Origin of the sequence: Nonomuraea turkmeniaca, assembly GCF_005889735.1 — a bacterium.
In the GTDB taxonomy this organism is placed as follows: domain Bacteria; phylum Actinomycetota; class Actinomycetes; order Streptosporangiales; family Streptosporangiaceae; genus Nonomuraea; species Nonomuraea turkmeniaca.
Genome location: NZ_VCKY01000294.1, coordinates 1 through 11,519 on the forward strand (window position 1 = coordinate 1; position 11,519 = coordinate 11,519).

Consider the following 11,519-nt stretch of genomic DNA (forward strand, 5'->3'; position numbering starts at 1 on the left):
CCCATGAGCAGGCTCATCCCCGCCACGAACGACACCATCGTCGCGATCCCCCCGAGCCACGACACCCCGGCCCTGGAGACGGTGGCGTACCAGGGGACGGCGAGCGCGATGGCCAGGAGCACCGGCACGATCATGGTGGGCCAGCGCCGCCGCGCCAGGCCGAGATCGATCGCGCACTGCCGGACCAGCGGCATGAACTCGCTCTCCAGATCGGCGCCGTCCGGCATGAGCGCGATGACCGGCGCGTACGGCGCCCCCGCCATCCGGGCGGCCACCCGTTCCAGCACCCACCGCTCGTACGGCAGCAGCGGCTCCCCGCGAGATGGCGTGCTTATGGTCGCGCCCGCTTCGCTCCTCGTTGGCTCGTCCCTCGCTCTCTCGTCGCGAACTCCTGCGCTCCGGAGCGCGAGACGGTCGCCCTCGACCGTCGCCCACCCGCGCCCGGCCAGCTCGAACAGCGCCGAATGGAAGATCTCCTGCGCCCGCATGCCGCGCAGGAGCTCCACCACGGGTTGCGGGGCGTCCCGCGCAGGGAGCGCCTGCGGCGCCCGCTCGCGGCTGGACACCTTGAAGGCGGCGGCCAGCGCGGCCACCCACAGGGCCCACGCGGCAGCCGGCCAGACAAGATCCATCGTTCTGTGTTAGCACGAGTCTCCGCGCCAGGCCAGGCGCAATATTCGGGGCCGATAGACTGTGGGTACCGCATTTCGCCTTTGGGGGGTTCTCACGGTGTCTGAATTCGACACAGTGCTGGTGGTCGACTTCGGCGCGCAGTACGCGCAGCTCATCGCCAGGCGGGTGCGCGAGTGCCACGTCTACTCCGAGATCGTTCCGTCGACGATGCCCGTCGAGGAGATGATCGCCAAGAAGCCCAAGGCGATCATCCTGTCCGGCGGTCCCTCCTCGGTTTACGCCGAGGGCGCACCGCCCGTGCCGCACGGGCTGTTCGAGACGGGCGTGCCCACGTTCGGCATCTGCTACGGCTTCCAGGCCATGGCGCAGGCGCTCGGCGGCACGGTGGCCCGCACCGGTGTCGCCGAATACGGCGGCACCGCGCTCGAGGTGCTCGACGAGGGCATCATCTTCGCCGGTCTGCCGGCCAGCCAGAAGGTCTGGATGTCGCACGGCGACAGCGTCGCGGCCGCGCCCGAGGGTTTCCGGGTGACCGCCTCGACGCGCGAGACCCCGGTCGCCGCCTTCGAGCACGCCGAGCGCGGCCTCTACGGCGTGCAGTTCCACCCCGAGGTCCTGCACTCCGAGCACGGCCAGGTGGTGCTCAAGCACTTCCTCGACGCGGCCGGGTGCCGCCCGACCTGGACGATGCTCAACATCGTCGAGGAGTCCGTCGAGGCCGTACGCCGCCAGGTCGGCGACGGCCGCGCCATCTGCGCACTGTCGGGCGGCGTGGACTCGGCCGTGGCCGGCGCGATCGTCCAGCGCGCCATCGGCGACCGCCTGACCTGTGTCTTCGTCGACCACGGCCTGCTCCGCAAGGGCGAGGCCGAGCAGGTCGAACGCGACTTCGTCGCCGCCACCGGCGTCAAGCTGCGCGTGGTGGACGCCTCCGACCGCTTCCTCAAGGCGCTGGAAGGCGTCACCGACCCGGAGGAGAAGCGGAAGATCATCGGCCGCGAGTTCATCCGTGTCTTCGAGGACGAGCAGCGCGCCATCATGGCCGACGGCCCCGTGGAGTTCCTGGTCCAGGGCACGCTCTACCCCGACGTGGTCGAGTCTGGCGGCGGCACCGGCACCGCCAACATCAAGTCCCACCACAACGTCGGCGGCCTGCCGGAGGACCTGCAGTTCAGGCTGGTGGAGCCGCTGCGGGCGCTGTTCAAGGACGAGGTGCGCCGCGCGGGCGAGGAGCTCGGCCTGCCCTCCGCCATGGTCTGGCGCCAGCCGTTCCCCGGCCCCGGCCTCGGCATCCGCATCGTCGGCGAGGTGACCCGCGAGCGCCTGGCCCTGCTCCAGGAGGCCGACGCGATCGCCCGCGAAGAGCTGTCGCGGGCCGGCCTCGACCGCCAGATCTGGCAGTGCCCGGTGGTGCTGCTGGCCGAGGTGCGCTCGGTGGGCGTGCAGGGTGACGGGCGCACGTACGGCCATCCGGTGGTGCTGCGGCCGGTCACCTCGGAGGACGCGATGACGGCGGACTGGGCGCGGGTGCCGTACGACGTGTTGTCGCGGATCTCGACCCGGATCACGAACGAGGTCCGGGAGATCAACCGGGTCGTCGTGGACGTGACGAGCAAGCCCCCGGGCACCATCGAGTGGGAGTGACTTCACCACGGCACGGGCCCATCGAGGACCGCTGCCGACCTTCGCGCCATGCGGGCCGTCCTCCGGAGGTCGCGCGGGAAGCTAGACGATGACCAGCGCGACCAGGACGAGGACCGAACCGCCCATCACCACGGCGTGCCTGATGTTCTGGAGCATGGCATCACCCAGCGAGGAAAAGACGATGTCGGTCGCCACTGATCTGGGGGCCTGCGCCGGCTGTCAGGCTCGTGCGGCCCGCTCGATCAGCTGTGGGTTGACCGGTCGGCGGGATCGAGACGGAATACGGGGTGATCGTCGAGGTCGGGAAGTTCGTCGAGGAGGCGCTGCACTTGCCCGGAGCTCCAGTGGGCCCGGTAGGCGGCGATGACCTGCTCGCGCCGATCGCCGGACAGTTCCACCGCCTGGTATTCGTCTCGGCGGCCGCGCCGGCTGATGGTGCAGCGGCCGGCGGCGCGGAGGTTGCGCTCCCAGTCCGTCTGGCCCCGGACCGAGACCAGGTAATAGCCGTCGGCGAGTTCCAGGACGTTCGCGGGTATCCGTTGGAGGGCGCCAGAGGTGCGCCTCGCAACGTGCAGCGTGCTGGCCGCACCGAGCCATCGCATGAGCGGATTGATCATGTGGATGGCGAACCAGCCCGGCCGCCGGTAATGCGATGACAGCGCCTCGGTCGCCCGATCATCGTCAGGATTCATGGCTCGATGTCATCAAACCGGGTCGATGACTGGCCAACACCGGCTTGGTCTCGACCGATACCCTAGTGGTATCGACCTCTTTGGCGGCTGCGCAGATTGCCTCCGCGAGTTCCGAACGGCAACGAGCGTTTCCACGCATGAGCCCCTGACAATGTCCCCGCAGAACGGGTCCGACGGCCGGGCTCGCCGCACGAGGGCGAGGCCCGGCCGCCGGCAGGTCGTCTACGCGGTCAGCACTTCTTGCCGCCGTTGACGCACTGGACGACCTTGTTCATGAGCTGCTCCGACATCACGACGATGGCGCCGGCGTGGTCGGTGGTCGGGCTGTTCCCTTCGCTGGCGAATCCGTCCACCGCGAACGGGACATTCGTGCCCTCGGGCTCGGCGTCGGGGACGTCGTCGTACGTCAGCGTCAGGCGCAATTGCGGTACCGCCTGGGTGCCGCTCGGGCAGGCGCCGTCCTCATCGGGGAAGGTGAGGTGTGTGCGGTGGTCGGCGCTGTCGATGTTCTCGCCGTCCCAGCAACTCGGCATGTCGAAGACGCGGACCAGGTCACTACCGGAGGGGCAGATCGGGTACTTGTCCGTCAGGCGGTCGGTGAAGCCCGTACAGGTGAAGGTCGGGCGGGCCTCGTCGCCGCCGTTGGTCGCGGCTCTGGCATCGCCGGCGAGCATCCTGAGGAACTGCGGCGGCGCGGTGACCTCGGATGCCGGGTTGCCGCGGTACTCCAACCGCACCGACGACGGTTGTACGGCCGTGCCGTCCGGCTCGGCGCCATCGGCCCCGCGTACGAGCAGGGCCGGCCAGAAGTAGGCGGACTGGTCGGCCTGGTTGCGGCAGGTGGTGTCCGCGTCGGAGAGGCTCTCGTTGGTGGAGATCGCGTCGGTGGACAGGTTGCCGACGTAGTCGTACTGGGCCTGGGCTCCGTTGGTCACGCCCGGGGCCGTGATCGCGTTGTCCTTGTTCGTGTGGTCCTCACTGCTCGTGCCGCATCGGGAGACGAAGGTGCCTGTTGAGGCGCTCTCGCCCGCCTCCGGCTGCTCAGCGGCCGGCACCTCCTGGATATCGACGAAGTCGGCGGCCGTCAGCGTCGCGCTCCCCGCGTTGCGGAGTGTGCAGGTGGCCAGGTCGTCCAGGCCTGTGGGGCGTTGGGCGACGCGGCCGATGGCGATGGCGATGCGGTCGATGGCGGCGCCTCGTTTGGAGGCGAGGGGGCCGAGGATGGCGTTCTGGACGAAGTTGGGGCCTCCTTGTCCGGCTGAGGTGGCGAGTCGGTTGTTGGCTTCGTCGATTTGTTTGTCGAGTTGGGCGAGGTTGCGGTCGACTTCGGCTTGGGCGGCGGCCGGGATCTCAGGCAGCTTGTCGGCCACGCTGGGGCAGACGATGCTCTGTCCCGTCCCCGTCCCCTGATCTGGGGGCGAGCTGGGGTTGGGGGCGGCGGTCGCGTCGTCGGTGGGTGCGGGTGCGGCCGAGTCGCCGAGTGTGCAGGTGGCCAGGTTGTCCAGGCCTGTGGGGCGCTGGGCGACGCGGCCGATGGCGAGGGCGATGCGGTCGATGGCGGCGCCTCGTTTGGAGGCGAGGGGGCCGAGGATGGCGTTCTGGACGAAGTTGGGGCCTCCTTGCCCGACTGAGCGGGCCAGTCGGTCGTTCGCCTCTTGGAGTTGTTTGTCGAGTAGGGCGAGGTTACGGTCGACCTCGGCTTGGGCGGCGGCCGGGATCTCAGGCAGTTGGCCGGCGACACCAGGGCAGACGATCGTCTGCGCCGCTGTGCCCGCATGCGCCGCCACCGGCGACCCCGCCAGAGCGAGCGCGATGATTCCACCTAGGAAAATGGCTCCTCGCCACGGTCTGAATCGCCTTCCCCCGAACAGATTCCGCATCCGCTCCTCCTTCCGGGCGGGAATGTCCGATCTTCGAGAGGTACGGGACCGCAGACGGAACGGTTCAGCCCATGGCGCTGGTGAAGGCGTCCCGGGCGGGCTGGGCCATCCCCAGCGCCAGCGCGTCCGCGATCGAGCGCTTGGCCTGGTCGGGCGCGGAGGCGGGCACGGCAGGCCGCCGCCGGCGCCGAGCACGAACAGCGCGACGAACGTACCGAGGACGGGGCGGTCGGCAGCGCGGAGCCGCCGGCCATCACGGTCAGCCCGGTGACGATCAACGCCCGGTTGCCGATCCTGCTGCCCAGGGTGGCGCCGAGGGTGTTGAAGACGAGGGAGGCGACGGTCTGCTCCACGGCCCCTTGGACTCCGGCATCAGCACGATCGCCGCGACGATGGCCAGGACGGCGATGGGGACGTTGATGAGGAAGACGGCGCCCCACCAGAACCAGCGATCAGCACGCCACCCAGGACGGGCCCGCCCACCAGGCCGACCGTGGCGACCGCGCTCCAGGCGGCCATGGCCTTACGCCGCTCCTGCTCGTCGAAGACGGTGATGAGGATCGACAGGGTGCTGGACATGATGAGCGCTGTGCGCAGCAGACGACGTACTCGAATGCGCACACTGTACGCAAAACCCAATCGGCGACCCAATGCGTATTTGTCCACACACGCGGATTGAACCTCGCGGGTGACGCGGGGCGTACCACCCTGCGTTACCTCCGCTATGGGGGCCTCACGTCTTGAGGCCTCTGAAAGGGTCGATCATGACGAAGCGCATCCTCACCGTCCCCGGCCTCGCGCTCGCCACCGCGCTGATCGCCGCCTCCTTCAGCCCGGCCACCGCCCAGGCCGAATCGAACACCCCGATGTACTTCGCGGCGAAACTTCAGGGCGAGAACGAAGTACCCGTACCGGGCATGAAGGTCGGTGACGGCAACGGCAGTGCGATCGCCGTGTTCCGCATCCACGGCAACCGGGTCGACTACGCCATCCGCTGGCACAAGGTCGCCGCGCCGTCCGGCTTCCACATCCATCGAGGCAACGCCGGCCAGAACGGTGACGTCCGTATCCCGTTCTTCGGCCAGGCGCTGCCCGCCTCGCTGAGCGCCGTCAAGGGCACCGTCCTGGTCAAGGACTTCGGGCTGCTCAACAGGATCATGCACAACCCCAGGGGCTGGTACGCCAACCTGCACAACGCCGAGTTCCCCGGTGGCGCCGTACGCGCGCAGCTGTACCGGATCCGGCCGGTCGTGCTCGAGTCCGTGCTGGCCGTCGGGAACCGCACCACGCTCACCGCGGTGGCCGACGGCCGGCAGGAGGTGCCGGCGCCCGGCATGAAGGTCGGCGACCCGGACGGGCGCGCCGCGTGGCTGGTCTGGGTGAAGGGCACCAAGGTGCACTTCGCCGCGGCCTGGAACCGGGTCGCCCCGCCGACCGCCGCCCACATCCACCGCGCGCCGAAGGGCAAGAACGGCCCCGTGGCGGTGCCGTTCTTCACCGCCGAGAAGGGCCTGCCCGCCGGCGTCAACGGCCTGGCCGGCACGGCCACCGCTTCGGCCCAGGTCGCCTCCCGCATCAAGAACAACCCCAAGAACTGGTACGCCAACCTGCACAACGCCGAGTTCCCCGGCGGCGCGGTCCGCGGCCAGCTGTACAAGGGCGATTGGTAGGGATCTCCGGCCTGGTCAAGCCGGCGGGTGCCCGCGCGTCACAGGTGCTCGCCCTTGGCCGGCTCGGCCGCGGGCTCCGGAGCGGGGCGCGCCCGCCGTACGAGCCGGGCCGCGAGCAGCCCCGCGCTCCTGAAGAGCAACGGCACCAGCAGCACCCCGATGAAGATCGGCGACGCCATGTACCGGAAGTCCTGCGCCGAGATGTTGGCCAGCACCGCCAGCTGCTGCCCGGCCACCACGGCCGCCACGCCCACCACGTACCGGTTGCGCAGCACGACCGCCCCCAGCGCCACGGCCAGGTACGACAGGTACGCCCACGACGCCCCCCGCCACAACATCCAGTCGTATCCGGGCGCCAGCGAAGCCGTGAGCCATTGATCGGCCACCTGGTTCAGCTCGGACGACAACGGCCGCAGCGTGTAGACCTCGCGCCCGGGAAAGTCGGGCACCTTGTTCGGCCCGACGTAGGTGTCGGCGGTGGGCCGCCGCGAGAAACGGTACGTCGCTCCACCCGTAGACAACGGATCCTGCACCGGCTTCCAGGCGATCGCCCCCCGGCACAGGCGCGCGTCGACGATCAGCCGCGGCTCACTGACCAGCAGCCGTTTCCACAGGCCGAGCAGCTCGGTGGTGTGCGCGTCGGCCTGTTGCCAGCTGAAGTCGCCCCGCCAGATCAGCGGGTTGATCGTGTGACAGGTCCCGCCCCACCACCACCGGTCCAGCGGCGCCACCGACGCCATGAGCGTCTTGTCCTGCTCGCTGAACAGCTCCGGCCGGTCCCGGTACGCGACCGCGATGTCCCCGAAGGCCGTGTGGTAGACGTACGTCTTCGCCGGGGCGGCGATGCCGACGTGCGGCAACACCAGGTTCGTGAGCACGATCGGAAGGGCCGCGGCGACCGTGCCGGCGAGCAGCAGGCGTACCCGCATGGTCCTGACGATCAGCACCAGCACGACGACGGCCACGCCCACGACGAGGAAGCCGTTCGCGCGGAACAACCCCAGCGCCAGCATCAGCGCGCCGAGGCCCGCCAGCCCAGGCCAGGTGACCGTGCGCCTGGCCGCGAAGCGCGCGCACATGCCCGCGATCGCCACCGCGCAGATCGTGAACGGCACGTCCTTCCACAACGTGACCGCGAACGCCCCCACGGGCGGCGCCAGCGGCATGAGCATCGCCACCGCCGTGGTGAACCGGCGGGGGGCGCCGAGCTCCTTCAACGACTGGGCCAGGAACGTCAGCGCCCCCGCCATGGCCGTGGTCTGCGCGAATGTGACCGCGCCCAGGTCGCCGGTCGTCCGGAAACTCAGCCACAACAGCGCGTCGTAGATCACGGAGTGATCGCTCACCCAGGGGCCGACGACGGTGTGGCTGAGGTAGAGGACCGAGTCGCGACTGAACAGGCCGGGGTAGAAGGCCGCCCACCAGCACCCGAGGACGGCCTGCATGACCAGGAAGATCGCGAGGCCGGCCCAGGGCTTGGGCTGTTCGACGGTTGTGTCGCTCCCCATGTCTCCGATTCCGAGCTGCAGGAAGATCCGCTAGAAGTAGCTCTCCCCGGACTTCGGTCCCTTGCCACGCAGCAGCGTCGACACCGTGACGAGGTGATAGCCGCGTTTCTTGAGCTCCTTGACGATGCCGGGCATGGCCTTCACGGTCGCCGGGACCGTGTCGTGCATGAGGATCACGCCGTTCCGCTGGGCCAGCCTGAGCACCGCCGCCTTGATCTTCTTGGCGTCACGCAGCTGCCAGTCGAGCGTCGTGCCCGTCCACATGATCTGCGCCAGCTCCGTCTGGTAGGCCATTGCCAGCACCCGATCGTCCGTGTGCCCGTACGGCGGGCGGAACATCACCGGCCGCCGCCCGGTCGCGTCCTCGATGATCTCCTGGGTGCTTTCGAGCTCCGTGAAGATCTCGTCGTCGAGCAGCGTGGGCAGCGAGGCGTGCGAGTAGGTGTGGTTGCCGATCGCGTGCCCCTGCGCCAGCACCTGCTTGGCGATCTTCGGGCGGCGTTCCACCTGTTTGCCCACCAGGAAGAAGGTCGCCTTCGCCCCCGCCTGTTTCAACGTCTTGAGCAGGGCGGGCGTGGTCTCTCCCGGACCGTCGTCGAACGTCAGCGCCAGGCACTTCACCCGGGTGCAATCGATCTGCGCCTGTGCGGCGGGCGCGGAGGTCAGGACCAGCGAGGCTGCGAGTAAGGCGTGAATCACCACAAATGACAGCCTAGGCCCAATGCCGTCCCGCCGCTCTCACCCCCTGAGCCTGGCATGCAAGAACAAGGTCACACCCTTGCGTGACTTGACCGGCAGATACCGCTCGGCCGCGACGATAGCCGCCAGACCGGCGTTGACCACGGCCGGCATCTGACGCAGGTCGCTGCCTTGGGAGCTGCGGCGGTGCCGGACCACGAGGGGCCGCAGCAGCACGTTCCAGCTCCAGATCCGCTCGACCTGGAGCCCGGCCTTTTCGACGACGTCCGTGAGGGAGTCACGGTGGTACCGGCGGACGTGGCCCACGGCGTCGTCGTGGGGCGACCACAGCGCCATGTCGCACGGCACCGCGATCAGCACGTGCCCGCCCGGCACCAGCACCCTGGCGATCTCCGCGGTGACCAGGTGGTCCTCGCGTATGTGCTCGAGCACGTCGAACGCGGTCACCAGCTCCACACTGTCCGGCTCGAACGGCAGCGCCCGCGCGTCCGCCCACACGGCCTTGATGCCGCGCTGCCTGGCCAGCTCGACGGCCGTCTCACTGCTGTCCGTCGCGGTCGCGTCCCAGCCCGCCTCGACCAGCACCCTGGTGTTCCCGCCGCCGGCGGCCCCGATGTCCAGCGCCCGCCCCGGGCGGCCGAGCCCTCGCAACTCCCTGCGGAGGATGGCCCGCCGCTCGCGGTACCACCAGTGGTCGTCCTCCAGCGCGATCAGGCGGCGGATCTCTGTCCCTTCCATGATCAGTCCCTTGTACGCGAGAAGACCCAGCGGTCCAGCGCGGTGAAGCGGATCGCGGTGAGCAGGAAGTACGTGCCGACGACCGCGCCGACCTCGGCCGGCCGCCCGGCCTCCGGCGGCACCGCTAGCACGGCGGCAGTGGTGAGCGCGTAGTTGGTGGCGGACAGCACCGCCGCGCGGAAATGCATGGTGCTGCGTCTCACCCGGCCGAACGTCCATCGGCGATTCGCCTCGGTGTTGATGATTCCCGCGAGGATGAGCGCGCCCAAATTCGCGGTCGCCGGCGGCCAGAATTCGCGTAGCGGGAGATAAATGAGTGTGTACAGGATGACGGAGAAAACGCCTATCGTGGCGAATGACAGGAATTTCGCCCAGGTCACCGCCCGCGGCCGGGCCACGACCGCGTCCGGATGCCTCGGCGTCGGCTCGGACCTGGTCACCCCGACCCCGGCCCGGCCCGTGGACATCGACCAGGCGAGCCTGGCCAGGCCCTTCAAGTCGTCCATCGCGGTCCTGACCACGCGGACGCGCGAGTCCATGTCCTCGATCCAGTCGACCGGCACTTCGTGCACCCGCAGCCCGTTGTGCTCGGCCAGCAGGAGCAACTCGGTGTCGAAGAACCAGCCGTTGTCCTCGACCTTGTCCATGAGCGGCCGCACCACGTCGGTCCTGGCCGCCTTGAAACCGCACTGGGCGTCGCTGAACCCGGCGCCGAAACCGTACCGGAGCAGGGCGTTGTAGCCGCGTGACACCACCTCACGGCGCAGCGACCGGCGGGTACGCGCGCTGTGCGCGAGCCGGGTGCCGATGGCGATCTCGGAATGTCCGCTGGCCACGGCCGCGACCAGCGGGAACAGTGCGTCTAGGTCGGTCGACAGGTCGACGTCCATGTACGCGACGATGTCGGCCGGGCTGTCCCGCCAGGCCGCGCGCAACGCGGCGCCCCGGCCGCGCACGTCGATCCTGCGGGCGTGCACACGGTCGAACTCCCCGGCCAGCGCGGTGGCGACCGGCCAGGTGGCGTCGGTGCTGCCGTTGTCCACGATCGTGATGCGCCACGGCAGCGGGAAGCCGCCGTCGAGGAAGGCGGCCAGCGTACGCACGCAGCCGGGCAGGGCACGCTCCTCGTTGAGCACGGGGATGACGATGTCGACGCCGGCGAGCCGGGCGGCGGTGTCGAGGACGTGGGGGGCCGGCTCCGTGGCGGCACGCGTTTCCATAGATTCCCTGATCCTTTGCCTGTGGCCGTACGTCCAGGGAAATGTTGCTCGGGGCGTTCAGTGAGGTGCGTGCGATTTCCTCTCACCATTCCGCTGAGCGGGGGTGACTTTACTTCCCGGTGAGCTCATAAACCGAGAAGGACGCGTTGTGGAACCGCAGGGTGGCGAAATTCCCCAAATATGGATTCGCCCCGGTGAAAAGCCACTTGACCCCGTATTTCCGGGCAAGGTGCCGGACGTTCTCCGCGGTCGGCGCCGCGAACACCGCGTCGTTCGCGGCCAGCCGGCCCGGATCCGCGAACGGCACCTTCAGGTACGACGTCACGAACAGCGGGGTGCGCGACAGCGTGGTCTCGGCGTACCCCCAGCCCTCCACCAGCACCCGCCGCTCGGTGAACCCCGACACCCAGTAGTGCCTGCTGTCGCACGAGCGCCGCGTGAGGCGACGGCAGTGCAGGTCGGTGGCCACCACGTCAGCGGGCGAGGAGTGGTCGCGCAACCACCTGCCGGCCTCCAGCGCGCCGTCGGGGATCACCTGCTCGCGTTCCCCGGTCGCGGGCGTGACGTGCGCGACCACGTCACGGACGGAGGCCGGAACCGCGTACCCCGCGAGCAATGCCACCGCCGCCAGCACGGTCCCGCACCGCCACAACACCGCCGCCGCGACCGCGAGCATCAGGTACGGCACCACCACCCGCTCCAGCGCACCCCCAGGCGGCTCGACCTGCGCCACCATGACGGCCACGCCCGCCCCGAGCCGGGCCGAGACGGGGTTCGGCCCGATACGGGAGTATCCGAGGAGCTGGAACGACTCGGGCACCTTGCCCGCCGGGCC

The 11,519-nt window shown here is 69.7% G+C and carries 10 protein-coding genes and 1 pseudogene; 2 read left to right on the plus strand and 9 right to left on the minus strand.

Annotation, left to right across the window (positions count from 1 at the left end; translation table 11 throughout):
* The coding region (locus ETD86_RS47795) for a hypothetical protein (protein ID WP_138673261.1) at positions 1-632 on the minus strand (632 nt) is incomplete at its 3' end.
* 97 nt (positions 633-729) lie between these two features.
* Between ETD86_RS47795 and guaA the strand changes: the two genes are divergently transcribed.
* The gene (guaA, locus tag ETD86_RS47800) at positions 730-2,277 is read left to right on the plus strand and encodes a glutamine-hydrolyzing GMP synthase (RefSeq protein WP_138673262.1); all 1,548 of its coding nucleotides are present in this window, start codon (positions 730-732) and stop codon (positions 2,275-2,277) included.
* Between the two features lie 242 nt (positions 2,278-2,519).
* On the opposite strand, the gene ETD86_RS47805 is transcribed toward guaA, so the two are convergent.
* The 3 genes from ETD86_RS47805 to ETD86_RS47815 all read right to left on the minus strand — a co-directional run bounded on the left by ETD86_RS47805 (position 2,520) and on the right by ETD86_RS47815 (position 5,428).
* Positions 2,520-2,969, minus strand: a complete 450-nt coding sequence (locus ETD86_RS47805) for a nitroreductase/quinone reductase family protein (protein WP_138673263.1) — start codon at positions 2,967-2,969, stop codon at positions 2,520-2,522.
* Between the two features lie 230 nt (positions 2,970-3,199).
* A complete protein-coding gene (locus tag ETD86_RS47810) occupies positions 3,200-4,756 on the minus strand; it encodes a DUF1996 domain-containing protein (RefSeq protein ID WP_246149375.1) in 1,557 nt (518 codons plus the stop codon).
* Between the two features lie 465 nt (positions 4,757-5,221).
* Positions 5,222-5,428, minus strand: coding sequence for a hypothetical protein (locus tag ETD86_RS47815; RefSeq protein ID WP_211370767.1), 207 nt, complete (start codon positions 5,426-5,428; stop codon positions 5,222-5,224).
* Positions 5,429-5,613: 185 nt separating this feature from the next.
* On the opposite strand from ETD86_RS47815, the gene ETD86_RS47820 reads away from it, so the two are divergent.
* Positions 5,614-6,519, plus strand: a complete 906-nt coding sequence (locus ETD86_RS47820) for a CHRD domain-containing protein (RefSeq protein WP_138673264.1) — start codon at positions 5,614-5,616, stop codon at positions 6,517-6,519.
* Between the two features lie 38 nt (positions 6,520-6,557).
* Here the strand turns inward: ETD86_RS47820 and ETD86_RS47825 are convergent, their stop codons facing one another.
* The 5 genes and pseudogenes from ETD86_RS47825 to ETD86_RS47845 all read right to left on the minus strand — a co-directional run.
* The gene (locus tag ETD86_RS47825) at positions 6,558-8,027 is read right to left on the minus strand and encodes a hypothetical protein (protein ID WP_138673265.1); all 1,470 of its coding nucleotides are present in this window, start codon (positions 8,025-8,027) and stop codon (positions 6,558-6,560) included.
* A 30-nt stretch (positions 8,028-8,057) separates the two neighbouring features.
* On the minus strand, positions 8,058-8,729 hold the full coding sequence (locus tag ETD86_RS47830) for a polysaccharide deacetylase family protein (RefSeq protein WP_170223673.1): 672 nt from the start codon (positions 8,727-8,729) through the stop codon (positions 8,058-8,060).
* Positions 8,730-8,765: 36 nt separating this feature from the next.
* The gene (locus ETD86_RS47835) at positions 8,766-9,464 is read right to left on the minus strand and encodes a class I SAM-dependent methyltransferase (RefSeq protein WP_138673267.1); all 699 of its coding nucleotides are present in this window, start codon (positions 9,462-9,464) and stop codon (positions 8,766-8,768) included.
* A 2-nt stretch (positions 9,465-9,466) separates the two neighbouring features.
* Complete coding sequence (locus ETD86_RS47840; protein ID WP_138673268.1) at positions 9,467-10,684, minus strand: glycosyltransferase; 1,218 nt, start codon at positions 10,682-10,684, stop codon at positions 9,467-9,469.
* A gap of 109 nt (positions 10,685-10,793) precedes the next feature.
* Positions 10,794-11,519 (minus strand): annotated as a pseudogene (locus tag ETD86_RS47845) (hypothetical protein); the annotation flags it as partial.

Excerpts from the sequence above, each read along its gene's own strand:
- ETD86_RS47815 (WP_211370767.1), bottom strand. The coding sequence starts at position 5,428 with ATGTCCAGCACCCTGTCGATCCTCATCACCGTCTTCGACGAGCAGGAG.
- ETD86_RS47820 (WP_138673264.1), top strand. The coding sequence starts at position 5,614 with ATGACGAAGCGCATCCTCACCGTCCCCGGCCTCGCGCTCGCCACCGCG.
- ETD86_RS47805 (WP_138673263.1), bottom strand. The coding sequence starts at position 2,969 with ATGAATCCTGACGATGATCGGGCGACCGAGGCGCTGTCATCGCATTAC.
- ETD86_RS47840 (WP_138673268.1), bottom strand. The coding sequence starts at position 10,684 with ATGGAAACGCGTGCCGCCACGGAGCCGGCCCCCCACGTCCTCGACACC.
- ETD86_RS47825 (WP_138673265.1), bottom strand. The coding sequence starts at position 8,027 with ATGGGGAGCGACACAACCGTCGAACAGCCCAAGCCCTGGGCCGGCCTC.
- ETD86_RS47835 (WP_138673267.1), bottom strand. The coding sequence starts at position 9,464 with ATGGAAGGGACAGAGATCCGCCGCCTGATCGCGCTGGAGGACGACCAC.